Here is a 23,967-nt window from a genome sequence, read left to right on the forward strand (position 1 = left end):
AGTTCGTGGTGCGTAGTTCGTAGTGACTATGAATCGTTCAACTAGTAAGCCCTATTTCTCAGTGACGATGTAAAGATCCTCGTTCGGCTTTTTCATGAAGTACTCTTCCCGCGCGAATTTCTCCAGCGTTTCTGAGTTGGTGTTGAGATCATGTAGCGCTTCTCGTGTGCGCTCTGTCTCGGCCTTGAGGTATTCAGCTTCGCGCTTCATCTCATTGAGCTCTTGGCGCGAATTCATGATGAAGAAGAGATCCACATCATTGAAGAATAACATCCACACGGCGAATACGACCGGGGTGAGGACGTACTTGTTCTTAAGCCATTTCGGAATGCGGAAATTCTTCATGTATCAAAGGAACGAGAATCCTCACTCATTATGACACTATTCGTTGAATGTTGCTGACATGGTAGAGTGGATTAACTCTGGTTAGGCTTATGGCGTATGGCTTAAGGCTTAAGTGGGTTTCTAGTTATTAGTCTTTAGTCCTTAGTTCTTAGTTATCGTTTCTAGATTATCGATTCATTCCCCTAGACCCTCGACTCTCGTCTCTCGTCTAGTTAGGAACACGGAAGATTCGCGCGAAGATGTATCCGCTGACCATATGCCAAGTACCCCAGAAGGCTAGGATGACAGCGATAATGGGATTGGCGTCGAAGAAGTTGAAGACGATCATGAGGCCTAGTCCCGTGTTTTGGGTGGAGGTTTCAAGGCCAATGGTGAGTCTGTCTTGCTTGGGACGTTTCAAGAGCGTCGCCAGTCCGAAGGCGCCGAAGAAGGCGAGTCCGTTGTGTAGGATGACCCAGAGTAGGTTGCTCGGGTGAACCGATGTGAAGACTTCCCAGTTGTTCTTCACGGCAATGACGATAAATACCGTCAAGATGAGCATTGAAATGCTTTGTAGTGGTCGTTTGATCTTATCGGCAATTGCTGGTTTCCAGCGTGCGAAGAGCATACCAGTGATGGCAGGAATAAGGATGACCCATCCAATTGTGATGAGTGAATCCATGAATGGCAATGAAAAGCTGCCTTGCTCATCATTGAGTACCATACTGCTCATGGCCACGAATAAGATGGGTGTCATGAACACAGAGCTGAATGATGAAATCGTCGTCAATGTGATGCTGAGCTCAATATTCCCTCGTCCGACAAGGGAGAAGAAGTTCGAGACATTTCCACCAGGACATGCGCATAAGAGTAACATTCCGGCAGCCATGGCAGGAGAAGGCTTGATGATTAGAATCAGGAATATGGTGAGAATGGGGAGGAAGAGCAATTGCGAAACAAGTCCAACGATCACCCCGCGAGGGTTGCTGAACACATACCTTAGGTTCTCCCATCGAAGATGAAGAGCTACGCTGAACATAATGAACGCAATACACGCGTTCAGCATGATCAAGCTGTCTTCGTTGAAGTTAACTTGCACATTATTCATGTGTCGTCAGGGCTTCTTTGATCTTTTCTACTGAAACATGTTGGTGTAACAGTCCGTTCTCTGCATAAGCGAGTGAGCCTGTTTCTTCTGAGACCACAATCGCAATGGCATCACTTTGTTCAGAAATACCCAAAGCCGCACGATGACGCATTCCGATATTCTGTGGTGCCTTTTCGTTTTGTGTCACAGGCAACACGCCGCTGGCACTGACGATACGACGGTTTCGGATAAGCACAGCACCATCATGGAGTGGACTGTTCTTGAAGAAAATGCTTTCGAGGAGGTATGAGGAAAGCTTGGCGTCAACCGATCGTGATGAGCGAATGAATGCTGAAGGGTCAGAGGTACGCGCAATGACGATCAATGCTCCTGTTTTCGATTTCCCCATGCGTTCGCAGGCGTTCAATACTGCTTCATAAGCAAATTCTCCTTCTTCACCTTGGTTGAACCAGCGTTGCATGAAGCCAGGTTTACTACCCACGATCTCTCGACTACCGATGAAGAGAAGGAACTGTCGGAGTTCTTGCTGGAATACGATGATCAGGGCGATCACCCCAACACCAATGAATTGACCTAAGATCTCACCGAGCATTTGCATTTGTAGAGCGGTGACTAGTTTCCACAGGAGGTAGATCGCGAGAATACCAAAGAAAATGCGGATGGCCACAGTTCCTTTCGTGAGCTTGTACAGCTGGAAAATGATCAATCCTACCAACAGAATGTCGATGAGATCAATCAGCGTAAAATCAATGAATGCTAGCATTCGGGATGCGATCAGTGTTGAACAAAGCTAACTATTTTCACCGCTTCAACAGCTGGCTTGACATCGTGCACACGAAGTATGTCAGCGCCATTCATTAAGGCAACGGTATTTGCGGCGATTGTTCCGCTCAAAGCGTCTTCTGGCTTTATATCTAGCGGTTTATAGATCATTCCTTTTCGTGAAACACCCGCTAGAATAGGACATCGAAGCACGTCAAATTCTCGTAAACGCTTTAGTAAGTCGTAGTTGTGTTCCAGGGTTTTACCAAAACCAAAACCAGGATCAATAAAAACGTCAGAAACACCTTTTGACCTGAGAACTTGCAGTTTAGACGACAACATCTTGACTAAGTCGTTAACCACATCAGTGTAAGTCGGTGAGTTTTGCATCGTTTCAGGTGTTCCTTTCATGTGCATCAAGATATAAGGAAGCTGAGTGTCGACAACTGCGTCAAGCATGTCGTCATCAATGTTCCAAGCTGAAACGTCGTTGATGATGCTGGCTCCTGCAGAAGCCGCTTCACGCGCGACTTTGCCATAGAAGGTGTCAATGGAAATCAAAGCTTCTGGGAAGCGTTCCGCGATAGCGTGAATCAAAGGAATAACCCGTTCCAATTCTTGATCAACACTAACACGCTCAGCGCCAGGTCGAGTCGATTGCCCGCCGATATCAATAATTGAAGCGCCGTCTTTCAACATCTGTTCGGCGCTAGCCAAAGCCTGATCAACGCTTGAATTCCTTGATGCTTCATGGAAAGAGTCAGGGGTAGCATTGAGAATGCCCATGACGATTGGTTGATCAAAGTGATAAAGTTGTTCGCGAACGCGGAAAGTAAGTGCCATGATTCGACCTCGAGTTGTATCTTTCGCGGTGAAAGATAGTATCATCAATGACGGATACCAACAGTCAATACGACACGGTCACCACAAAGTGTGAAGACATCTTCTTTAAGAAGACCAAGGATTACGGGACGGCATGGCGCATTCTGCGCACATCATCGCTAACCGATCAGATCTTTATCAAGGCGAAACGCATTCGCACCATTCAAGAAACTGGACAAAACAAAGTAGGCGAAGGAATCGAAGACGAGTTCATCGGGATCATCAATTACTGTGCAATGGCATTAATTCAACTTGAATTGGGTGCAGATGCTCCGCTGGAGCTAGATCCAGATGAAGGACTGGCGCTGTATCGCCGCAAGATTGCCGACACCAAAGGACTGATGCAGAAGAAGAATCACGATTATGGTGAGGCGTGGAGAGACATGCGTGTGAGCTCATTGACGGATCTCATCTTGATGAAGTTGTTGCGTGTGAAGCAAATCGAAGACAACGAGGGTAATACCTTGATAAGCGAAGGAATTGACGCAAACTATCAAGACATGATCAACTACGCGATCTTCGCGATGATCCTGTTAAGTGAAGGGGAGTAACTTGTTAAAGCCCTGTTAAACTTCAAAACCACGGAGCACTAGCCCCGTACTTTGTACAAAAGCACCAAAATATTCGAACTATGCGATTGATCATTACCATCTCCCGAATCGTTGTAGGATCACTGTTCATTGTATCCGGACTGATCAAAATGAATGACGCTCTTGGCTTCATGTATAAGCTTGAGGAATACTTCGAGCCGGGTGCATTGAATATGGAGTGGTTGGCACCTTACGCGCTTCCTTTGGCTGTGTTCATCGTAATTGCAGAAGTTCTTCTTGGAGTGGCGCTCTTGGTGGGTGCACTTCCGAAGCTTACCAGTTCATTGACACTGGTATTAATGCTGTTCTTCACATGGTTGACTTTCTATACTCATACATGTGATCCGCTAGGAACCACAACAATCATCAACGAAGCAGGAGTAGAAGAGGTCATCGCTAACCAATGTGTATTGGAGTGTGGTTGTTTCGGAAATGCCATCCCATTAACGCCCTACGAGAGCTTCTTGAAAGACGTGTTTTTGCTCATTTTCGTGATTCCGATCTTCATTGGTGCTTGGTTGGGACGAATCAAATTGAATGAACCTAAAGAGGCCATCTTCATTTATGCCATCTCGATCTTAATCACTGCCATTTTTAGTATGGTGATGCTTGATTGGCTCTTCCCGCCGCTATTCACCGCCATTTCATTGATTGTGGCTGCGGGTATCCAACGTCGTGTATCACACAAATCCAAAGAATGGATCATGGCACTAGGGATCCTCGTGGTCTGTGGAATTACGCAATACCGCACTTTAGCGCATCTGCCTATGAAAGACTACCGTCCGTATGCCATTGGTCAGAACATTCTAGACAACATGAAGAGCGCAGAAGAGCTTGGAAAAGAGCCTCCTGAATACGCTACGGAGTATACGTTCCGCAACGTCAATACAAAGCAAGACACGATGATCTTGTCTACTGAATGGTTGAAAATCTACAACGAAGACTGGTTCAAGAATAATTACGAGGCCTTTGACGCAACAGATGATAAGCCAGGCACTTATGACGGGCCAGAAGTGAAGATCAAAGATGGATACGAACCGTTGATTGTCGACCTTGAGTTGATGACTTATGACGGTTTGGATATGACCTATGACATCCTTGAAGACGAGGGGTACGTATTCCTCCAGATTTCCAATACGTTAGGTAAGACAGAAGAAAGCGCTCAAGACAGATTCAATACCCTTGCTCGTCAGGCAGGCGAGAACGGACATCGCTTCTTCGCCGTTACGAATGCGAGCTACGACGAGGCCGAAACGTACCGTCACAAGCACGAAGCGGCCTACCCGTTCTTGAATTGTGACCAAACGGAGTTGAAGATTATCGTGCGTAGTAACCCAGGATTGGTACTCATCAAGAATGGTGTAGTTATCGAAAAGTGGGCTTGGCGTGATGTACCTACTTGGAGCGAGGCTCAGGAAATCATGAAGTAAGTGCTTCAATTCATTCTCAAACGATCGATATATGGTATCAGCGTCTTATTTGGCGTTGTTACCCTTGTGTTCTTCCTATTTGCGCTTGTGCCTGATCCAGCGCGTGAGTTAGCAGGACAAAGTGAATCTGAAGAGATCGTTCAAGCTATTCGTGAGAAGTATGATTTAGACCTGCCGGTCGGAACGCGCTTCGCGCTTTTCATCAATGATTTAAGTCCGATTTCAGTGTATTCCACGGATCCCAATAGCAGAAGGGATCATCCGGAGGTGAGTTCCATTGTTTTTATCTCAGGTTCATCAAACCAATGGGTATTGAAGAAGCCCTACTTAGGACGTTCCTTCATCACGGATCGGAATGTGGGTGATATCCTTTCAGATGCCTTTCCAGGAACCATTGTGCTTGCTTTAACGGCAATGGTGTTCGCCTTAATCATAGGGCTATTCCTTGGGGTCGTAGCTGCCTTAAACGAAGGAGAGGGGTTAGATAGAACCATTCTGCTGCTGTCATCAGTGGGTATGAGCGGACCATCATTCTTCATGGCCATCTTAGTGGCATGGGTAGGAGGTTTTCTGCTTCATGACCAATTCAATATCTCTCTTTGGCTCATCGTAATTCCAGCGATCACAGTCATCTTCTTGAAGTTTGGAAAGAACGCAAGCTGGAAAGAAGCTCTGGCACATCGGTGGTTTGGTTATTCCTTTATTGTCGCTCTGTTGATTTGGCCAATTTCATCTTGGTTAGGATTGCCGTTGCTCTCTGTAGACACAGGAGGTACAGGGCTTTCTATGAATGGAAGCATGTATGAAGTAGATGTTTGGGAAGGACAGCAGCTAGCTCTGAGAAACTTAATTCTTCCAGCATTGACCTTGGGTATTCGACCGCTAGCGGTCATCAGCCAATTAATGCGCAACAGCGTGCTCGAGGTGATGCAACAAGAGTTCATTCGCACAGCAAAAGCAAAGGGCATCAATCAATTCAAACTAATCACGCGACATGTTCTTCGGAACGCGCTCAATCCGGTAATTACCGCTGCTTCAGGATGGCTCGCCTCAATGCTCGCAGGAGCCGTGTTCGTGGAGTTCGTTTTCGGATGGAAAGGAATGGGAATGGAAGTATTCCGAAGCCTCGAAAAGAATGACCTACCCGTAGTTATGGGAGCGGTTATGGTGATCGCACTCATCTTTGTGGTCATCAACACCCTAGTAGATATTCTTTACGCCTGGATCGATCCTCGAGTAAGACTTTCTTAGTGTAGGCGGTAAGCAGTATGCTGTATGCTGTTAGATATCTGTAGATTCCGTCCACCGTCCACCGTCCACCGTCCACCGTCCACCGTATACAGCATACTGCCTACAGCTTACGGCCTACATCAAACAGTGTTCATCGCACCGGCAGTCTCGTTCAACAGGTCTGTCAACTTCTGAGACATGTCGTTGTAGTAGCGCTTTGTGCGGTAGCTACTGACCCATTGAATCCCTTTGACGGCGTTCGTGAGGAAGAGCTCGTCGGCAGCCAAGAGGTTTTGCGGGCTCAAGGTGCACTCGTAGATCTTGATGTTGTTTTCGAGGGCTAGGTTAATGACCTGCATGCGCATGATTCCAGCTACTGGTCCGTCTTCGAGAGTAGAGGTATAGAGCACTCCATTTGAAACAAGGAACACATTTGAACTAGTTCCTTCAATGATGCCCATTTTGTAATTCTGAATCAAGGCGTCGTCTAGTCCTTTCTCTTGAGCGTAAAGGGCTGCCAAGACGTATAGCTTGCAATCGATATTCTTGTAGATCGAAAGTTTGTTGACGTCTTTCTTGATGTCAGGGTAAATGTCAACCTTCAAGCCTTCACCATTGAGCTCAAACCGATTGTTCGGAATGGCCATGGCTTCGATGGTATAGACAAAGTCACGTGAAGTAGGAAGGTAGAATCCACCAGCTTTCCGCGTGAACGTGATGCGGATACGTCCTCCTTGGAGCACTGAGTTCTTTTCACACAACTCAATGATTTCACGTTCGATTTTCTGCAAAGCAAAATTGATCGGACGATCCATTTGGTAGGCCTTGAGGGAATCGAGAATGCGTGAAAAATGATGTTCTAGGAAGAGGGGTTTCCCATTGAATACGCGAATTGTTTCAAAAAAACCATCAGCGAACCGAAATCCACGGTTGTTCGAAAAGATGGCTGGAGCATCTTCCGGGTAGAATTGGCCGTCGCTGAATACGTATCCCATTAACGCGAAGCTAATAATTCAACGTAATCAATCAAAGGTCCGTTGACCTCAATTAACACTCCTTGGATACCAACTTTAGCAGCGGCATCAAGGTCGCGTTGCTTGTCTCCAACCATTACTGATCGATTGGGGTCAATGTCGTACCTAGCGCATGCGCGCTCAATCATCAAGCTTCCAGGCTTTCTAGTTAGTGATTTGCCGTAGTTGTCATGATGAGGCGAGTAGTAAATATCTGTGATTTCAAAACCAGCCTTTTTGCACTCATCTTTCAGGTAATCATGAATTTCGGCTACATCCTCATGAGTGTAGAGTCCTTTGGCGATGCCACCTTGATTGGTTATTAGAATCAAAAGAAAGCCAGCATCATGCAATTGCTTCATTGCCTGAATTACCGTTGGTAGAATGGTAAACTCACTGAGGCTTTTCGTGTAATCACCTGGATCATGATTGATTACGCCATCTCTATCGAGGAATATCGCTTTGTTCATGATTGAATATCGTCGTATCTCATTTCGCTAGCGCGGAAAACGCCTTTTCCTTTAGCGGCAATCTTTCCGTCGGCGTAAATCTCAGCGGTAGCGATGTAGTCTTTTCCGTCTTTGCCTTCAAAGGTACCAATGCATTCTAGTTCCTCTGTGGTAATCATTCGAAATAGTTTGACCTCAAATGACAAGGTTAAAAGAAAGAACTCCTTTTCTTGACTGGCCGCTGCGAAATAGGCGGCATCATCCATCAAACGGAAGTAACGCGCGCCATGAATACCACCGCCCGCATGAAAGTGGGTGTTATCAAATTGAATGGTGAGGGTAGAGCTACCATCCTTGACCAGTAAGGTTGGACGTAAAAAGTGGTTGTTGACAGGAGCAGAGTCATAGATCGCCTCCAGTCTTCGGTAGTGTGCATCCATACTACGAAAGTACAGTGTTTGTGAGACTAAAGCTTTTGCAATTTGGGAAGTCTAAATGTTGAAAAACTTGTTGAAAGTGAACAGGTTCGAGATCGGTTGAGTCCATTAAATATGTACACATTTGTGTAGATCGTGCGTTTATTGTCAGAGGCGCGTTTGCTTCTGATACTGTTATATAATGAGGACACTCAGCTTTTTAGAATCCTATAAAGCCAAGGTCGAAGCAATGGATATCCTTCCTCAATCTGTGCTAGTCATGGATAAGGAGGGCGTCTTTTTCGCTTCGAACAGATCATCTGCATTGAACCCCACGGGTTTGCGGAGTGAGTTCCTTATGGATATAGCCCTCAACCTTCTTCCAATTCACGACCAGCGTAAAGCTGAAATCCAGAACATTACTGAACAGGTTATTGAACAAAAGACAGTAGCCTACCATAGCTTTGAAGTTTCTGAACATGGAAAGACCCATGTGATCAACACGTCGTTCACGCCACTCTTTCATGAAGGAGAATCTGTGGGGGTATTAATGTCTTCAGAAGTTGGAGAAGCCAAAAATGGTCCGTTTGCCTCATGGGAAGCGTTGTTCGGTAAAAGCAATGAAAACTACGTTTGTGTGAATCGCGACAAAGTGGTTTTGGCTACAAACTTCAAAACAAGTGCTTTACGCAGTCTTGATCAAGTTGGCGCTTCGCTAGATGGGCTTTTGATGGATGAAGACCGTACGGTGTTCAATGCGGCGTTCGCCAGTTGTATTGAGTCAGCTGAAGTTCGTCGCTTCGATGTGCCGCTGGGTGGAAAGTGGTTTACCTTCACTTTAAGTCCATGGACAGAAGCTAACCTCACCACACATGTGGTCATTCGCATGGATGACATCACCACACTGCACAATACACGTCTTGAAGAGGAAGGGCGAATCGCCTTGCTCAACGACGCCTTGTCTGGTGCGGAAGAGGGCGTGTTCTTGATTCACCTTGGAGGAAGAATCGTATTCCGGAATCAGACTTCATACCACTTCGTTGCTTCCAATGCACAGCATATTCAAGACTTGATGTTCAACCTTGACGGACATCTATTTGATCTTGAGTCTGATGAACGAATGACGCCTGATAGCCTGGGAATTTTCAAATCACTTGATGATCAATCGTCTCGCAAGCAGCAATTCGGTTTAGAAACGAACAGTGGACGAAAAATCATAGAAAGCAACGTTCAGCCTTTGGAACGCTCAAGTAGCGGAGGGCTGTATTTCCTATGGACCATTCGTGATATCACCAATGAAATGGAGCAAATCGCTGACCTGAAAGAAGCGAATGCAGAAATGGACAACTTCGTTCGTGCCGCTGCGCATGATTTGAGAGCGCCAGTTTCGGTGGTTTACAATCTCGCGAAGCTGATTGAAGGAAGCGATGACCCGAATCGTATCAAAGACCTCGGAATCAAGATTGCTTCTGCAGCTAAGCAGCTCACGAGCATCTTCCAAAGCATGATGGAGCTAGCAGAGTCTCGACAGGCGCACACACGTTCGTATGAGATCGTTCCATTTGAAGATGTTATTCGAGAAGTAAAAGGGACATTGATCGACCTTAACAAAGGCGCTTGCCCAATTTTCATGGATCTCGAGGAAACTGAAATTGCTTACAACCGAGCTTTCTTGCGCTCGATCATATATAACCTGCTCAATAACGCCTGTAAATACCGTGATCCAGAGAAATTGGAACACCGTGTAGATATTCGCGTGCTTTCAGCTACCAACGGGGTGTGGCTTGAAGTACAAGACAATGGGGTAGGAATGAATCTTAAAAAAGTAGGAAGAGACTTGTTCCAGCCTTTCCGTAGGTTGTCTACCGTGGGAGAAGGGTCTGGAGTAGGATTGAGCTTGGTCAAGAACTTCGCTGAGAAAAACGGTGGTGAAATCCACGTTGAAAGTGAGCCTGGAGTAGGGACTACTTTCCGAGTACTGCTTAGAAGCTACAAGCCAGACCAACAGCAGTACGAGCTCTTCGAATCGTAATCACGAAACGCGTAGCCCGTTTTCAGCCTCGCCATGCAAGCCGAGTAGCGTCACTGCTCCTTTCTTATCTACTGCGCCTAGTACAAGACATTCACTCATAAAGTTCGCAATCTGCTTAGGAGGGAAGTTGACCACTGCTAATACTTGTTTACCAGGAAGCTCATCTATGGAGTACAAGTCAGTTATCTGAGCACTCGTTTTCTTCGTGCCCAATTCTGGACCGAAGTCAATCCACAATTGATAGGCCGGATTGCGAGCCTTTTCGAACGCCTTGGCATCGGTCACAGTGCCAACACGAATGTCAACTTTTAAGAAGTCGTCAAAACTGAGATTTGTTGATGTCTTTTCCATAAATCGTTGGTAACTGAGAAATGTATGCTTCGGGCATTCCGTACCTTGCCACCAAATTAGCAGGATATGTCTAGCGAAGCGAAAGAATTTCCAGCAACCAGCTACAATGATTGGCTGGAAAAGGTCGAAAAAGACCTGCGAGATAAGTCGTTCGAGGATATTGTTTGGGATCATTCCGCACTGGGAGCCATTGAGCCGATGTATGCCAATGATCATTCAAAAGAGGCTGTAGCCATTCCTCCACGTTCGATTCAAGGAAAAGGTAACCACTGGCAAATTCGTCAGTCATTCCGCGGTAGCGGGAATAACAAGAATATACTGGATGCATTGAAGGGAGGCGCCGAAGCCGTTGAGCTTCAAGTTAATTCAGACCTCCAAAGCGAGCTGAAAGATGTCTTCTTAGATATGATTGAAGTTCATCTGAACGCAGAAGTGAGTGAGATCAGCTCGCTGTTGCCACAGATCAATCAGTTGTCTTCTTTCAAAGGAAGTGTGAATTGTGATCCCGTGATCCACCTGTTGAAAACAGGAGAAGACAACATTGAATCAGCGGTTCGTGCATTGCATCACATCGGAACGGAGCATCAAGGAGTCAGAAGCCTTACAATTGATGCTGCATCGGTATATGAAGCTGGTGGTACTTGTGTGCAAGAAATCGCCTATGCCTTGTGTGCCGGAGAACATATGCTCGACGCCGCCATCAGCTGCGGAGCATCGATTGATGAGGCAAGTGCGATGGTTGAGATTAGGCTTGCTGCGGGTAGTAGCTATTTCGAGACAGTTGCTAAGATGCGCGCCATGCGAATGATGTGGGCGCAACTGCTAGAAGCTTACGCACCTGATCATAATTGCAGTGTTGTGGTATGGATCCATGCCGTGGGTACACTTCGGACACAAAGCACTACTGACATTCATAACAACTTACTCCGTGCAACTTCGTCAGCAATGGCTGCTGCTGCTGGAGGTTGTGATAGCCTCACCATTGAGCCATACACCTTCCCAAAAGCTGACCAGGATCCAATGCGTTATGCAAGAAACATCCAGCATATGCTGCGAGATGAGTCGTTCTTTGACGAAGTAGAAGATGCCGGTCATGGCAGCTACTACATCACAGAATTGACTGATCGTATGATTCACGAAGCTGGCGCTTTGGCCAGTAATCTTGGGCAATTAGGTGGTTTCGCTAGCGCGGAAGGGAGAACTCATTTCATTGACGGTGTAACAGCCTCAGCAAGAGCACTGATTGAATCATTTACAAGTAAGAATTCAGTGCTCGTAGGGGTGAATCGCTTTGAGGCCGAAGAACGAAATGCCTTGAGAGAAGATATGAACGCACTTAAGCCGCTCGAAGCAATTAAGCTGAGTGAATGGGGTGCTCAAACGGTAAACGTATCATGAAGCTAAAAGACATTCAATGGAAAGCGTCTTCAGCGGCCTCATCATCGTTGAATGAACAAGAGTCTAAGGAGACCTATCAGAACGCCTACGGCTATGAACTTCAAGAACGATTTCAGTTCACGGATTTCAAGCATTTGAAATACAAAAGCGGACTACCACCATACGTGCGTGGACCGTACAGCACGATGTACACTTCACGTCCATGGACGGTGCGTCAATACGCTGGCTTCTCGACTGCAGAGGAGTCGAACGCATTCTATCGACGCAACTTAGCGGCAGGGCAAAAGGGACTTTCTGTAGCCTTTGACTTAGCTACACACCGTGGTTATGATAGTGATCACCCGCGTGTTGTGGGAGACGTAGGAAAGGCTGGAGTTGCGATTGACTCGGTGCTTGATATGAAGCTGCTGTTCGATCAGATTCCGCTCGACAAGATGTCGGTTTCAATGACCATGAACGGAGCTGTAATCCCAATCATGGCGTTCTATATCGTGGCTGCTGAAGAACAGGGGGTAGCTCCTGAACTCCTCGCAGGAACGATTCAAAACGACATCCTGAAGGAGTTCATGGTGCGTAACACCTATATCTATCCTCCAAAGCCGTCGATGCGGATCATCTCTGATATTTTCGAGTTTACTTCTCAGAAGATGCCAAAGTTCAATTCGATAAGCATCTCTGGATATCATATGCAGGAAGCTGGCGCTACCGCGGAAATTGAGCTGGCGTATACGCTTGCTGATGGACTGGAATACGTCCGTACCGGTATTGCTGCAGGATTGGATATAGATGCGTTTGCTCCTCGTTTGAGCTTCTTCTGGGGAATTGGAATGAACCACTTTGTGGAAATTGCAAAAATGCGCGCTGCACGCTTGTTGTGGGCGGAAATCATCAGCCAATTCAATCCGAAGAACCCGAAGTCGATGGCGCTTCGAACGCATTGCCAGACTTCCGGTTGGAGTTTGACCGAGCAAGATCCATTCAACAATGTTGCTCGCACCTGTGTAGAGGCCATGGCGGCTGCTTTCGGAGGAACACAGTCATTGCACACCAATGCGCTTGATGAAGCGATTGCCTTGCCAACAGACTTCTCAGCACGCATTGCGCGAAATACACAGCTGTTCATTCAACATGAAACGGATATCACCAAAGCCATTGATCCTTGGGGTGGTAGCTACTACGTTGAATCTCTAACTCAACAAATCCTCGACAAGGCCCGCGCTCTGATGCAGGAGGTCGAAGAGTTGGGAGGTATGGCGGCAGCTATTGAAAGTGGATTACCTAAGCTACGTATTGAAGAAGCGGCTGCTCGAAAGCAAGCTCGTATTGATAGTGGACGAGACGTTATCATTGGCGTAAACCGCTTCCAACCAGAAGAAGAGACAGAGATTGATATTCTTGAGGTAGACAATACAGCAGTTCGCAATGGTCAAGTAGAGCGTTTGGCTAAGCTAAAGGCAGAAAGAGATGCAGAAAAGGTAAACGCTGCATTGAAGGCTATTGAAGCATGCGCCGAGTCAGGAGAGGGGAATCTTCTCGAATTGGCAGTAAACGCAGCAAGGCAACGAGCGACCCTAGGTGAAATCTCTGACGCCATGGAGAAGAGCTTTGGTCGATTCAAAGCCCAAACCCAAAGCGTGTCAGGAGTATATTCAGCAGAAGCTATGCAAGAAGACTCATTCAAAGAAGCACAGGAAAAGGCAGATCAATTCTCTAGTCTATCAGGACGTCGACCAAGAATCATGGTGGCTAAGATGGGGCAAGATGGTCACGACCGCGGAGCAAAGGTGATTGCGACGTCATTTGCTGATATTGGTTTTGACGTTGATATAGGCCCATTGTTCCAAACTCCAGAAGAGGCTGCAAAACAAGCTGTAGAGAACGATGTCCACATCCTAGGAGTGTCTTCACTTGCTGCAGGGCATAAAACCTTGGTTCCTCAAGTGATCGATGCGTTGAAGAAAGAGGGTAGGGAAGACATCATGGTTGTCGTTGGAGGAGTTATCCCGAAGCAAGACTATGAAGCCTTATATGATTTTGGAGTGGTTGGAATTTACGGTCCAGGAACGAACATCTCGAAGGCCGCGATTCAAATTCTAGACATTCTAAACGAGGCATTCTCTTAACTCGGATCGAAGCTCTCAAAAGACCCGTCACTATAAATTAGAATGACCTGCTTGAGTTGTTTTTCAGGCTGTTTTTGTGTACTCGGCTGTGTCGCCTTTTTCAGAACCTTCTCTGCCATTTCAACTTGGGTTGATACATATGTATCGTCTTCTGAGGCCCGTGCTTTGTGCGTTACAGTTGTATTTTCATAACCTGTTTGATTATCTGCTACATTTGTAAACATAGAGCCTTTACCATGAAGTAGCCATTGCGTACTGATCTCTGGATAACGTTCTGTGAGGCCCACAATAAAAGCCATGCTCGGCTTATTCCTTCCATTAAGAATATGCGACACTCCACTTCGTTGAACTCCAATATTCGCCGACAACTCTTTGATAGAGAGGGATTTTGAAGTCATGAACTCTTTTAGGCGCTGGCTGAAATCTGACATGGTACAAATGTATCCCTTGATTCTGATTATCTATTCAAGGGATGATACGAATGTATCAACAAGAAATGAACAGGTTCGCAAAACAGCATCTAATATCTGTTGGGGTATAGCTTTAGCCTAAGGATTCTAAACCTCTAAATAACAACACTTTATAATTGACGTGATAGATTTGTATCAACCGAATCGTTGATCATTCAGGTCGTTTCCGAGGACAAATGACGACGTTTCCATTCGTTTTTTTCCAGCGGCCTGGACCATGAGAAGTTCGATTTCATGACCATCACCAGTAGCCACAAATAGCTGTTTTTCACTCTGTCGAATATGTCCAGGTTCGGCTTGAGTTTGGTTAGTCGTTTTCTTCCCTAAGTAGATTTTGAATGTTTCATCGTTCAAGGAGGTCCATGCTCCAGGAAATGGAGAAAGGCCCCTGATGAAATTGTGAACCGTCAAGAGGTCTTGATTCCAATCTATCTTGCAGTCGTCTTTGAAGATCTTTGGTGCTTTCTTCAGTTCCGTTTCCGCGTTAGCGTCTTGGGGAATCGGTGTAAGATCACCTGCCTCTAGCTTATCAACCGTCTTAAGTACAAGTTGAGCGCCTTCAATCATCATCTGATCATGCACCACGCCAGTAGTCGCGTCTTCCGCGATAGCGATTTCATGCTTCATAAGAATACCGCCAGTGTCAATCTCTTCGTCGATCATGAAAGTAGTACAGCCCGTCATGGTCTCGCCATTTATGACAGCCCAATGTATAGGCGCGGCACCGCGGTATTGGGGAAGAAGAGAACCATGCAGATTCAGCGTCCCTATAGCAGGCATTTTCCAAACAACCGTCGGAAGCATGCGGAACGCTACCACAACGAATACATCGGCCTCCCATGCCTTTAATTCCGCGAGAAACTCATCATCTCGAAGTTTTAAGGGCTGAAGTACCGGAAGATTATTATCAACGGCATATTGCTTCACTGGACTTGGCTTCAACTTGCGGCCTCGTCCGGCAGGCTTATCTGCAACAGTGACAACGCCAACAACATCATGATGGCTTTCATTCAATACCCTGAGGGTCTCTACCGCGAAATCTGGCGTACCCATAAATACTACTTTCAAACTCATATTTGATGATGTTTCCAATCAGCGCGCCAAAGGTACAAGAGTGAAAACACTCCCATAAGCGCGAAATAGAGGTAATCTGACATCCAAATGATGTGGATGGGTTGTGGCGAGACCAATGTGATTTGGTAAACCATAAAGAGATAAACCGTAATACTGATCATTTCAATGACCATTCCAGCTTTGGTTCGTCCTGAACCTTCAACGGTATTCAGGAATATCGAGACGCAAGTGAACAGCAAGATGGCAAAGAATACCACTCGAAACGTTCGCACAAGCATAGCTACTCCGGGATCTCCAGCGTCGTAAAATTGAAATGCAATCCATTCAGGATATAGAAGTAGGCCATGACATAAAATGACCGCTCCAACCACGTTGATAACGATCAGTCTTTTCATCGCCAATCCTAGTTCAGCTTGGCGCTTCTCTGCAATCAGTGATGAGATCACCGTTCGGGTGGTGTAATTCACGCCCATAGCTATCACAAACGCGAGCATGTATGAATTCCGCACGATATGTGACACCTTGAGCTCAGCGCTTCCAACCTTTTCAACGAAGAAATAGAAGGTAGTCCACGTGGCGAGTGCTAATACCTGCTGTACCATCAAAGGCACAGAGATCTTTAAGATTCTAGATGCTAAGCCTTGTGTACGTTGAGTGAGACCGATCCAGAGGTTATATTTCTTGTAGTCAAATCGCTTCACCGTGTAGTACAGCAGGAAGAGCAGTCCGGCGATCTCGGCAATGAAGGTCGCCAAGGCGGCACCTTCATGTTGCATTTCGGGGAAAGGGCCAACGCCGAAGATTAAAAGCCAATCGAACACGATGTTCAGTAAGGCAGTAATTACCATGGCATAGGAGATCACCTTAGTTTCAGCGAGACCGATGTAAATGCTATTAAAAATCAATACGGGGATGTACACGAAGAAGCCCAAACTTCTTATCTGCAAGAATTCGCGCATCACCTTCAATATTTCGGGTGACTGAATAATCGAATCAAAAAAGAATCTATCCAGCAGTAGGAATATCAGGTAGAGCGCAACAGACAAGACCATGGCAATGCGCATTCCGCTACCAAATATGGATCCGACTTCGTCTAGATTTCCTTCGCCATTTCTTCTGGCAATCATAATTTGAAGTCCAGACGAAAGGCCGATAGCGAGCATCACTGCTGTGATATACATCATTCCTCCATTCCCTGCTCCGTTGAGTGCTGATTCACTTACACGTGTGAGAAAGAGATTGTCAGTAAGTACAACAAGGAATTGAACGAACGCCCCCAGGGCCAGGGGTAGAGCAATTTTAAGAAGAGAGGAGTAGCTTATGTTCATGGTGCGGTACCGTCAACCCATCGTTTGAGGAGCGACTTGCTGTCTTTTACACTGGCGCAAGCCCATTCATAAAGAACAGCTTCAAGTTCGTTTGGTTTAAGTTGCCAGTTGGCGACTTCTTTCCTTAGCCTTTTGCTTAACTCAGCAAGCGTGAGTGCTGCTGCTACACTGATGTTGAAGCTCTCAGTGAATCCATACATAGGGATTCGAACAAAGTCATCAGCTAAATCATAAACATCCTGTGAGATTCCTGTGAGCTCGGTGCCAAAGACAAGAGCTGTTGGTTGATCGATTGGAAGGTCTTCCAAAACGTAGTCGTCTCGATGTGGGGTAGTGGCTACAATGCGGTACCCTTGAGACTTGAGTTGTTCTAGGCACGACTTGGTGTTGTTCTCTTGCTCGTTGTGTTGATGCAAGGTCAACCATTTAGCGCTTCCCATGGAGACATTCTTGTTCGGCTCCCACTCATTTTCATTTTCAATGATGTGAATGTCTTGGATGCCGAAACAATCGCAACTACGCATGACCGCGCTGGCGTTGTGCGGTTGGTAAAGATTCTCTACCACCACGGCTAAATGGCGCGTTCGCTCACTTGAAACTTGCTGAAACAACGCTTGGCGTTCTTCCGTCATGTATCCACAAAGGAACTCGTATGCTTTTCTTTTGTCCATGGTTAGATATGAAAAAAGCCCTTCCGCAAAACGGAAAGGCTTTTTCGTTCAGCGTGTATACGCTTACTTCACTTTGTCAGAAAGCTCAGCACCTGGCTTGAACTTAACTACTTTCTTCGCCTTGATAGTGATTTCTTTTCCTGTTTGTGGGTTACGTCCCTTACGAGCTGAACGCTCAGATACAGAGAAAGATCCGAATCCTACAAGTGCAACACGGTCTCCTTTCTTAAGAGCGCCTGATGTAGTGTCAATAAATGCGTCTAGGGCACGCTTAGCATCTGCTTTAGAGATTCCAGCGTTTTCTGCCATTGCTTCAACTAGTTCTGCTTTGTTCATTTTTCAAAGGTTTAGTTAGACAATCGATGAATCGGGCCAAATATATACGCTAAAACTCGCCACTGGCAAGGATTAGCGTGAAAAAGAGGCCATTTTGTTAATAAGTGAGGCTATATGTGGATAACCATAGCCTATTTTACCGCTATGCCACGCCATTCAAGGGTTTCGACACATACAGGTGTATTTTCAGCTTTGCAAACATATCGCGCACCTGAATTGTATATAAGGTGTGAATGACGTTCATTCGTACAAAACACATTATATGAAACACTTTTACACTGCTCTATTTATGCTATTCGGCCTTTCGGCTTTAGCTCAAACTACCCACCAAGTGGATGTTGGAGGAAGCGGAGGCGTTGATCCATTCTACGATCCACAATTCATCACGATTGATCAAGGTGATATCGTAATGTGGGTATGTACAGATGGTTTCCACTCTGTAACTACGGAAGCAGGTGCGCCAGAATCATTCAATTTTGGTCCTCAATCTGCACCTTGGGAATTCGAGTTTACCTTCGATGTGCCTGGTGAATATGATTACAGCTGTACAGTAGGTAATCACGCTGCAACTCAGTTTGGAACAATCACTGTGCTCGAAGTACAGTCTGTAACAGCTACTCCAACAGCTGCAGGGTTCTCATTCTACCCGAACCCAGCTGGAGACGTTGTAACGATTCAAGGAATTCAGTCTGGAGCAACACTGAACGTGTTGAACATCGCAGGAGAGGCGGTTGCTTCTTTTGGTTCAACTGGAGTTCAGCTGACTATCAACTTGTCTGAATTGCCAAGTGGATTGTACTTCCTAGAAATGAGAGATGGTGAAGCGATTCGTCGCGAGCGCTTGATCGTTCGACACTAAGAAGATCTTTAGAATACTTGTGAAGCCCTTTTCGCTAGCGCGGAAGGGGCTTTCTTATTTGAGGTAGCGAAGGAAGTAACCAGTGTCAGGTCGACGACGATAATCATCGGTCTTATGGATAGCTTTCACCTTGCTGTCATTATCCGTTAGAATCGCCAGAGGTGCAGGCAAGTCAGTTTTATAGCCAAGAACGCTCAGACCGAATGGGAGGGTTGACTTATGCAGGATGCCTAAGGTGTTCGCATAAACTCCGTCTTGATCTTGCAATTCAGTGATAATGCCAGTCCAACGCTCTTTGATTGGCTGCGTGCTAATCGCATACAGCTTCACACCTTTCTCTTCAAAAGACGCTACGTCTTTACTGAAATCATCTAGCTGCTCATTGCAGAAAGGACACCAAGACCCGCGGTGGAAAATGATCATGCTGTTTTTCGACAGTTGGTCCGTAGTGATCGATGACCCATCTGCTTTGGTGAAGGTCCCTGAAGGTAGGCTAGATCCAATGGTGAGACCAATCTTCTTGCTCATCTTGGCGTAAAGGAAGTTGTAGACACCCCAGAATCCAAACGCGATGAATGAAAGAATTACTGGGAGCTGGATAGATGAATCTACAATCAGATAATGCCCGCCAGCAATTAAGGCTCCGGCACCTGTTGACGTTGTGACAACGAGAGAGATTAAGTGGGCACTTTTGAGCTTACTTAGGTAGATGTAGCTGAACCAGATCACTCCAATCATGTGAACTACAATGCTAGCGTACCAGCCCACATGGCCTGGAGTTTTAATGTACCCAGCAACAGATAGTACAGAACCTACTAGTAGATATATAACGTAGAGGGTGATGAAGATGGATCTCAGCATTTCCAAAGATTTGGGGGCAAAGATAACACACGACTAAACAGCTTTTGTTCTGAAATTTTCTTTTTAGTCGAATAGACGAATTGCACAGAAGCATGTAGCTTTGTGTGTATGCATAACGACTATCAAGTAGAGATCCGATTTGCCGACATCGATGTCATGGGTCACGTAAATAATGCTGTGTATCTCAGCTACTTCGAACAAGCCCGTATCTCATTCTTTAATGAGTTGGTAGGGAAGGACTGGGACTGGTACGAACTGGGAATTCTTCTTGCTCGTAACGAAATTGATTACAAACAGCCTGTATTAATGTCGGATCATGTGATTATCCGCACACGATGTGAGCATGTTGGTAACACAAGCCTCGTTTTCGCATACGATATCTACCGCACACCAAAAGGTCAGACCGAGGCAACAATTGCCGCACAAGGGAAATCAGTGCTCGTTTGTTTCGACTACAAAAAGCAACAGAAGATCGAGGTGCCTGCAGAATGGAAGGAGCGTTTAGCTTAACGCACTTCAATCATTTGAATCGTTTTCGCAGGAGTTGAAATCACGAGCGATTCAAGGTCCACAACTTGTTCAGTAATGATGTCAAAGCCCTGGGTCATTCCTTGGGTTGTTGACATGTTACTCAAATCGATGCTACGTTCTTCTTCTGTAGGGTTCAAAATCACGAGAAATTTCTCTCCTTCATTGTGTCGTACATACGCGTAAACACCGTCTTGAGGGACAAACTGAGTAAGTCTTCCAGTAAAGATTTCTGGATGGTTCTTTCGGTAGTTGGCCAATTTTTGTGTGAATTCGAAGACATCCGTTTCCAGTTCATTTCGACCGGAAGCTTCGAACTTGTTACTTTCATCTTCTTTCCATCCACCAGGGAAGTCTTGTCGCACTTTGCCATCAGGATCGGCGAAGTTACTTAAGGCAATTTCTGTTCCGTAGTACAATGAAGGAATGCCTCGTGTTGTCATCATGAAACCGATGGCCATTTTCAATTTTGCAGGATCTTCTCCCATTACTGCGAACACACGGCTCAAGTCATGGTTGTCTAGGAAGGTCACCTGTTCTTTAGGGTCGTCATAAAGCACATCGTGAGCTAGGGCATAGTAGAGTTTCGAAGCCCCCTGTGTCCAGCCAAAGCCTTCATTGAAGCAATCGTTGATAGCGTAGTACAATTGAAAGTCAGTTACACCATCAAGGCCTGAGTCAAATTTACGTTGGGTATGATTGTCTTCTGTGAACCAAGCTTGAACACCGTGTCCGTGAACCCAAGTCTCACCAAACATCATGAAGTCTGGGAATTCACTTTCAATGCGCTCCGCGAGTTCCGCCATAAATAATTGATCAGGGTAGGCGTATGTGTCGATTCTAAAGGCATCAATTCCGTAGGTGCCAATCCACCAAATGCTGTTTTGAATGAGGTAATTCGAAAGGTGAGGATTTCGTTGGTTCAGATCAGGCATGTAGGTGGTGAACCAACCATCACTGAAAACCTTTGTTTCTGCCGGGTCAGCATAGGGGTCGAGCAGGGTAGGTGCACGGTAGGTGGTGTTGGTGTATTCCGGCCAGAAATTGATCCAGCTAGAGTCGGGTAGATCTTGATAAATCCAGTGCTTATCTGACCAGTGGTTGTACACAATGTCTTTAATCACCTTTATCCCCCTTTGACGGCACGAATCTGCGAGGTTCATATATGATTGATTCCCGCCAAGTCTAGGGTCAATTTCGTAAATATCCGTTGGGGCGTAGCCATGATAAGAAGTCTCAGGTCGATCATTGGTCCATACTGGGTTCAGCCAGAGCGCTGTTACCCCTAGATCTTCGATATAGTCTAAGTGGTCGATGACACCTTGAAGGTCTCCTCCGTGTCGTCTGAATATATGTTCGCGATTCAGTTCGGTGTCATAGCTATTCTCCAGAATATCGTTGCTATAATCTCCATTGGCAAAACGGTCAGGGTAGAGGAGATAAATGAAATCGCTCTGATTAAGTCCTTTCATACCATTGGGCATGTCGTCCTTCGATTTGAGTTGATATTTATACTCAGTTTTCTTTCTCCCTTGACGCAGTGTCAGGTTAAAAGTTCCCGGTTTCGTCTCGGGTGAAATTCCAAGCTCTATAAATAGGTAATGATCATTGGTCACCGAAGTGACGTTGAGCACCCTAATGCCATCATAGTCGACAGCTACTTCACTGCCAGAAAGCTCATCTCCGTAGATCATCAGCTCGAGGCGATCATATTCCATTCCAGTCCACCAATAAGGCGGTTCTACTTTTTCAATTGAAGGAGCTGACCACATTGTCAAACTCACCAAAAGGCTTGGCAATAAAAGGATAAGAGAGTTATTCACTACTTGGCTTTTCATTAATCCTAGGTGAAGGAATTGATAATTCGACGGGAAATTATCTAAATTCGCTTAAGTGTCCAAAGTACACACCTTGGTATAATAATGTTCAATAACGCTAACATGAAGAAATTTTACTCACTATTGATGGCATGCTGTCTTGGATTCGCTGTCCAAGCACAGATGCAGTACAATGTCACTTTCCAAGTTGACATGAACAACGAAACCGTATCCATGGACGGAGTGCACATTGCAGGTGGTTTCCAGGGATGGGATCCAGCAGCTACGATGTTGACTGACGACGACATGGACGGAGTATACGAGATTACTCTAGCAGTAGACGAAGGTGATCACGAATTCAAATTCCTCAACGGTAACGATTGGCCGTTCGAAGAAGTGGTTCCTGACGCTTGTCGTGCAAACCTTGACGGAAATACAAACCGCTTGATCACGGTAACAGAAGACATGACATACTCTGTGTGTTTCGGAAGCTGTGCAGCTTGTGGAATGAACACTGTTCTTTTCCGTGTAGATATGTCTCTACAAGAAGAAGTAGCTCCACAAGGGGTACACGTTGCTGGTAACTTCCAAGGATGGGACCCCGGAGCAACGATGTTGACTGATGAAGATGGTGACATGGTTTACTCTGTTGCTTACTCATTTGATCCTACAGCACTTGACGCAGATGGTGGAAACCTTATCTTCAAGTACATTAACGGTAACGATTGGCCATTCCCGAACGAAAATGTTCCTGCTGATTGCGGTGATGGAACCGGTAACCGCCTGATCACACTTGAGTCTGCGAACTACGTAACCGACGCATTCTGTTTTGATGCATGTGGATCATGTGTTGCTCCAACAGAAGTGACTTTCCAGGTTGACATGAGCCTACAGACAGTTTCTCCAAACGGAGTTCACATTGCTGGTGCATTCCAGGGATGGAACCCTGGAGCTGACATGCTCTCAGATGACGACATGGACGGTATCTACGAGATCACAATGATGATTGCACCTGGTTCATACGAGTACAAGTTCGTTAACGGGAACGACTGGGAAGGAGAAGACAACGACAACGAATCTGTTCCTGCTGATTGTAACACTAACGGAAACCGTTTGATCGTTGTTGAAGCTGACATGCCACAGACAGTAACTTACTGTTACAACCAATGTACTGCCGCTTGTGTGAATGATCCTGATCCTGCAGACATTACGTTCTCTGTGAACATGCAAGACGAAGTCGTAAGCGCTGACGGTGTTTGGTTGATGGGTGGATTCTCTAGCCCACAATGGCAAGAAGGTGCGATGATGATGTCTGACGATGACGCAGACGGAATTTACACGATAACGGTTAACATCAGTGGTCCAGCTGAATTCCAGTACAAGTTCACAAACGGTGATCCATACCCTGATGGAACTGTAGACGGATCAGTAGAAGAGACCTACGACTTCACGCTTGGTGGTTGTGGTGTTGAGAACGGAATCGGTGGATTTAACCGTACACACGTTCGCTCTGGAATGGAAGAGACACTTGACGTCGTTTGTTACAACTCATGCGTTGACTGTGGAATCGGTATCTACGGAGAGCGTGTGGAAGCAGAATTGAACATCTTCCCGAACCCAACTTCAGGAGTGATCAACATTTCTACAAACGATATGCAGGGAGCTACAAACTTGACAGTGATTGATGCTCAAGGACGTGCAGTAATCGTTTCTCAGGTAGTTATCAACGAAGGGCAGCTGCTTGAAGTTGACCTACAAGAGCTTCCAGCTGGATTCTATACACTACAACTTTTGAACGGCAATGCCGTTGCAAATCAAGTAGTTGTGAAGAAGTAAGAGAAAGACTCGTAACTTATTTGCGCCCCTGTCGTTAAGGCAGGGGCGTATTTGTTTATAGCAATTCACGATTTGAACC

At 45.9% G+C, this 23,967-nt stretch carries 24 protein-coding genes; 9 read left to right on the forward strand and 15 right to left on the reverse strand.

What is annotated here, in order from left to right; translation table 11 throughout:
- Positions 1 to 51: 51 nt before the first annotated feature.
- The 4 genes from RA156_RS06395 to folP all read right to left on the reverse strand — a co-directional run bounded on the left by RA156_RS06395 (position 52) and on the right by folP (position 3,037).
- Complete coding sequence (locus RA156_RS06395) at positions 52 to 345, reverse strand: FtsB family cell division protein (RefSeq protein ID WP_306643731.1); 294 nt, start codon at positions 343 to 345, stop codon at positions 52 to 54.
- Positions 346 to 553: 208 nt separating this feature from the next.
- Positions 554 to 1,432, reverse strand: a complete 879-nt coding sequence (locus tag RA156_RS06400; protein ID WP_306643732.1) for a bile acid:sodium symporter family protein — start codon at positions 1,430 to 1,432, stop codon at positions 554 to 556.
- Entirely contained in the window at positions 1,425 to 2,195 is a 771-nt protein-coding gene (gene cdaA, locus RA156_RS06405; RefSeq protein ID WP_306643733.1) for a diadenylate cyclase CdaA, read from the reverse strand. The genes RA156_RS06400 and cdaA overlap by 8 nt, the downstream gene beginning before the upstream one ends.
- A gap of 11 nt (positions 2,196 to 2,206) precedes the next feature.
- Complete coding sequence (gene folP, locus RA156_RS06410; RefSeq protein ID WP_306643734.1) at positions 2,207 to 3,037, reverse strand: dihydropteroate synthase; 831 nt, start codon at positions 3,035 to 3,037, stop codon at positions 2,207 to 2,209.
- A 47-nt stretch (positions 3,038 to 3,084) separates the two neighbouring features.
- On the opposite strand from folP, the gene RA156_RS06415 reads away from it, so the two are divergent.
- The 3 genes from RA156_RS06415 to RA156_RS06425 all read left to right on the forward strand — a co-directional run bounded on the left by RA156_RS06415 (position 3,085) and on the right by RA156_RS06425 (position 6,347).
- Entirely contained in the window at positions 3,085 to 3,627 is a 543-nt protein-coding gene (locus RA156_RS06415; RefSeq protein WP_306643735.1) for a DUF1599 domain-containing protein, read from the forward strand.
- An 80-nt stretch (positions 3,628 to 3,707) separates the two neighbouring features.
- A complete protein-coding gene (locus RA156_RS06420) occupies positions 3,708 to 5,096 on the forward strand; it encodes a DoxX family protein (protein WP_306643736.1) in 1,389 nt (462 codons plus the stop codon).
- The gene (locus RA156_RS06425) at positions 5,097 to 6,347 is read left to right on the forward strand and encodes an ABC transporter permease (protein WP_306643737.1); all 1,251 of its coding nucleotides are present in this window, start codon (positions 5,097 to 5,099) and stop codon (positions 6,345 to 6,347) included.
- Between the two features lie 119 nt (positions 6,348 to 6,466).
- Here RA156_RS06425 and RA156_RS06430 read toward each other — a convergent pair whose 3' ends face one another.
- From RA156_RS06430 to RA156_RS06440, 3 genes are read right to left on the reverse strand one after another with little or no spacing between them, the layout of a single operon-like run.
- Positions 6,467 to 7,321: an aminotransferase class IV gene (locus RA156_RS06430; RefSeq protein WP_306643738.1), complete on the reverse strand. Its 855-nt coding sequence runs from the start codon at positions 7,319 to 7,321 to the stop codon at positions 6,467 to 6,469.
- Positions 7,321 to 7,809, reverse strand: coding sequence for a D-glycero-alpha-D-manno-heptose-1,7-bisphosphate 7-phosphatase (locus RA156_RS06435; RefSeq protein WP_306643739.1), 489 nt, complete (start codon positions 7,807 to 7,809; stop codon positions 7,321 to 7,323). Before RA156_RS06435 ends, RA156_RS06430 begins: the two co-directional genes overlap by 1 nt.
- Positions 7,806 to 8,228 carry a PaaI family thioesterase gene (locus RA156_RS06440; RefSeq protein ID WP_306643740.1) on the reverse strand — a complete coding sequence of 141 codons (423 nt, stop codon included), beginning with the start codon at positions 8,226 to 8,228 and terminating at the stop codon, positions 7,806 to 7,808. Before RA156_RS06440 ends, RA156_RS06435 begins: the two co-directional genes overlap by 4 nt.
- Positions 8,229 to 8,406: 178 nt before the next feature.
- On the opposite strand from RA156_RS06440, the gene RA156_RS06445 reads away from it, so the two are divergent.
- A complete protein-coding gene (locus tag RA156_RS06445) occupies positions 8,407 to 10,236 on the forward strand; it encodes a PAS domain-containing sensor histidine kinase (protein WP_306643741.1) in 1,830 nt (609 codons plus the stop codon).
- Here RA156_RS06445 and RA156_RS06450 read toward each other — a convergent pair whose 3' ends face one another.
- Positions 10,237 to 10,587 (reverse strand): tRNA-binding protein, encoded by a 351-nt coding sequence (locus RA156_RS06450; protein ID WP_306643742.1) that lies wholly within the window; start codon positions 10,585 to 10,587, stop codon positions 10,237 to 10,239. It lies immediately after the preceding gene.
- A gap of 66 nt (positions 10,588 to 10,653) precedes the next feature.
- Here RA156_RS06450 and RA156_RS06455 point away from each other — a divergent pair, with 66 nt between their 5' ends.
- Positions 10,654 to 11,985 (forward strand): methylmalonyl-CoA mutase family protein, encoded by a 1,332-nt coding sequence (locus RA156_RS06455; RefSeq protein ID WP_306643743.1) that lies wholly within the window; start codon positions 10,654 to 10,656, stop codon positions 11,983 to 11,985.
- The gene (scpA, locus tag RA156_RS06460; RefSeq protein WP_306643744.1) at positions 11,955 to 14,108 is read left to right on the forward strand and encodes a methylmalonyl-CoA mutase; all 2,154 of its coding nucleotides are present in this window, start codon (positions 11,955 to 11,957) and stop codon (positions 14,106 to 14,108) included. The genes RA156_RS06455 and scpA overlap by 31 nt, the downstream gene beginning before the upstream one ends.
- On the opposite strand, the gene RA156_RS06465 is transcribed toward scpA, so the two are convergent.
- The 5 genes from RA156_RS06465 to RA156_RS06485 form a co-directional block, all read right to left on the reverse strand.
- Complete coding sequence (locus tag RA156_RS06465) at positions 14,105 to 14,539, reverse strand: helix-turn-helix domain-containing protein (protein ID WP_306643745.1); 435 nt, start codon at positions 14,537 to 14,539, stop codon at positions 14,105 to 14,107. The genes scpA and RA156_RS06465 overlap by 4 nt on opposite strands.
- A gap of 174 nt (positions 14,540 to 14,713) precedes the next feature.
- Positions 14,714 to 15,652 carry a methionyl-tRNA formyltransferase gene (gene fmt / locus RA156_RS06470; protein ID WP_306643746.1) on the reverse strand — a complete coding sequence of 313 codons (939 nt, stop codon included), beginning with the start codon at positions 15,650 to 15,652 and terminating at the stop codon, positions 14,714 to 14,716.
- The gene (locus tag RA156_RS06475; protein WP_306643747.1) at positions 15,649 to 16,980 is read right to left on the reverse strand and encodes an MATE family efflux transporter; all 1,332 of its coding nucleotides are present in this window, start codon (positions 16,978 to 16,980) and stop codon (positions 15,649 to 15,651) included. Before RA156_RS06475 ends, fmt begins: the two co-directional genes overlap by 4 nt.
- Entirely contained in the window at positions 16,977 to 17,651 is a 675-nt protein-coding gene (locus RA156_RS06480; RefSeq protein WP_306643748.1) for a TrmH family RNA methyltransferase, read from the reverse strand. Before RA156_RS06480 ends, RA156_RS06475 begins: the two co-directional genes overlap by 4 nt.
- 63 nt (positions 17,652 to 17,714) lie before the next feature.
- A complete protein-coding gene (locus tag RA156_RS06485; RefSeq protein ID WP_306643749.1) occupies positions 17,715 to 17,987 on the reverse strand; it encodes an HU family DNA-binding protein in 273 nt (90 codons plus the stop codon).
- A gap of 262 nt (positions 17,988 to 18,249) precedes the next feature.
- Between RA156_RS06485 and RA156_RS06490 the strand changes: the two genes are divergently transcribed.
- A complete protein-coding gene (locus RA156_RS06490; protein ID WP_306643750.1) occupies positions 18,250 to 18,846 on the forward strand; it encodes a T9SS type A sorting domain-containing protein in 597 nt (198 codons plus the stop codon).
- A 54-nt stretch (positions 18,847 to 18,900) separates the two neighbouring features.
- Here RA156_RS06490 and RA156_RS06495 read toward each other — a convergent pair whose 3' ends face one another.
- Positions 18,901 to 19,707 carry a redoxin domain-containing protein gene (locus RA156_RS06495; RefSeq protein WP_306643751.1) on the reverse strand — a complete coding sequence of 269 codons (807 nt, stop codon included), beginning with the start codon at positions 19,705 to 19,707 and terminating at the stop codon, positions 18,901 to 18,903.
- Between the two features lie 108 nt (positions 19,708 to 19,815).
- Here RA156_RS06495 and RA156_RS06500 point away from each other — a divergent pair, with 108 nt between their 5' ends.
- Positions 19,816 to 20,217, forward strand: a complete 402-nt coding sequence (locus RA156_RS06500) for an acyl-CoA thioesterase (RefSeq protein ID WP_306643752.1) — start codon at positions 19,816 to 19,818, stop codon at positions 20,215 to 20,217.
- On the opposite strand, the gene RA156_RS06505 is transcribed toward RA156_RS06500, so the two are convergent.
- Complete coding sequence (locus RA156_RS06505) at positions 20,214 to 22,073, reverse strand: alpha-amylase family glycosyl hydrolase (RefSeq protein ID WP_306643753.1); 1,860 nt, start codon at positions 22,071 to 22,073, stop codon at positions 20,214 to 20,216. The genes RA156_RS06500 and RA156_RS06505 overlap by 4 nt on opposite strands.
- 102 nt (positions 22,074 to 22,175) lie before the next feature.
- Here RA156_RS06505 and RA156_RS06510 point away from each other — a divergent pair, with 102 nt between their 5' ends.
- Entirely contained in the window at positions 22,176 to 23,888 is a 1,713-nt protein-coding gene (locus RA156_RS06510; RefSeq protein ID WP_306643754.1) for a T9SS type A sorting domain-containing protein, read from the forward strand.
- Positions 23,889 to 23,967 lie beyond the last annotated feature (79 nt).

The organism is Sanyastnella coralliicola (assembly GCF_030845195.1).
Classification (GTDB): domain Bacteria; phylum Bacteroidota; class Bacteroidia; order Flavobacteriales_D; family Sanyastnellaceae; genus Sanyastnella; species Sanyastnella coralliicola.

Excerpts from the sequence above, each read along its gene's own strand:
- RA156_RS06475 (WP_306643747.1), bottom strand. The coding sequence starts at position 16,980 with ATGAACATAAGCTACTCCTCTCTTCTTAAAATTGCTCTACCCCTGGCC.
- RA156_RS06510 (WP_306643754.1), top strand. The coding sequence starts at position 22,176 with ATGAAGAAATTTTACTCACTATTGATGGCATGCTGTCTTGGATTCGCT.
- RA156_RS06420 (WP_306643736.1), top strand. The coding sequence starts at position 3,708 with ATGCGATTGATCATTACCATCTCCCGAATCGTTGTAGGATCACTGTTC.
- RA156_RS06445 (WP_306643741.1), top strand. The coding sequence starts at position 8,407 with ATGAGGACACTCAGCTTTTTAGAATCCTATAAAGCCAAGGTCGAAGCA.
- RA156_RS06505 (WP_306643753.1), bottom strand. The coding sequence starts at position 22,073 with ATGAAAAGCCAAGTAGTGAATAACTCTCTTATCCTTTTATTGCCAAGC.
- folP (WP_306643734.1), bottom strand. The coding sequence starts at position 3,037 with ATGGCACTTACTTTCCGCGTTCGCGAACAACTTTATCACTTTGATCAA.
- cdaA (WP_306643733.1), bottom strand. The coding sequence starts at position 2,195 with ATGCTAGCATTCATTGATTTTACGCTGATTGATCTCATCGACATTCTG.
- RA156_RS06465 (WP_306643745.1), bottom strand. The coding sequence starts at position 14,539 with ATGTCAGATTTCAGCCAGCGCCTAAAAGAGTTCATGACTTCAAAATCC.
- fmt (WP_306643746.1), bottom strand. The coding sequence starts at position 15,652 with ATGAGTTTGAAAGTAGTATTTATGGGTACGCCAGATTTCGCGGTAGAG.
- RA156_RS06395 (WP_306643731.1), bottom strand. The coding sequence starts at position 345 with ATGAAGAATTTCCGCATTCCGAAATGGCTTAAGAACAAGTACGTCCTC.
- RA156_RS06480 (WP_306643748.1), bottom strand. The coding sequence starts at position 17,651 with ATGGACAAAAGAAAAGCATACGAGTTCCTTTGTGGATACATGACGGAA.
- RA156_RS06450 (WP_306643742.1), bottom strand. The coding sequence starts at position 10,587 with ATGGAAAAGACATCAACAAATCTCAGTTTTGACGACTTCTTAAAAGTT.
- RA156_RS06435 (WP_306643739.1), bottom strand. The coding sequence starts at position 7,809 with ATGAACAAAGCGATATTCCTCGATAGAGATGGCGTAATCAATCATGAT.
- RA156_RS06400 (WP_306643732.1), bottom strand. The coding sequence starts at position 1,432 with ATGAATAATGTGCAAGTTAACTTCAACGAAGACAGCTTGATCATGCTG.
- RA156_RS06440 (WP_306643740.1), bottom strand. The coding sequence starts at position 8,228 with ATGGATGCACACTACCGAAGACTGGAGGCGATCTATGACTCTGCTCCT.
- RA156_RS06430 (WP_306643738.1), bottom strand. The coding sequence starts at position 7,321 with ATGGGATACGTATTCAGCGACGGCCAATTCTACCCGGAAGATGCTCCA.
- RA156_RS06455 (WP_306643743.1), top strand. The coding sequence starts at position 10,654 with ATGTCTAGCGAAGCGAAAGAATTTCCAGCAACCAGCTACAATGATTGG.
- RA156_RS06485 (WP_306643749.1), bottom strand. The coding sequence starts at position 17,987 with ATGAACAAAGCAGAACTAGTTGAAGCAATGGCAGAAAACGCTGGAATC.
- scpA (WP_306643744.1), top strand. The coding sequence starts at position 11,955 with ATGGGGTGCTCAAACGGTAAACGTATCATGAAGCTAAAAGACATTCAA.
- RA156_RS06415 (WP_306643735.1), top strand. The coding sequence starts at position 3,085 with ATGACGGATACCAACAGTCAATACGACACGGTCACCACAAAGTGTGAA.
- RA156_RS06500 (WP_306643752.1), top strand. The coding sequence starts at position 19,816 with ATGCATAACGACTATCAAGTAGAGATCCGATTTGCCGACATCGATGTC.
- RA156_RS06495 (WP_306643751.1), bottom strand. The coding sequence starts at position 19,707 with ATGCTGAGATCCATCTTCATCACCCTCTACGTTATATATCTACTAGTA.
- RA156_RS06490 (WP_306643750.1), top strand. The coding sequence starts at position 18,250 with ATGAAACACTTTTACACTGCTCTATTTATGCTATTCGGCCTTTCGGCT.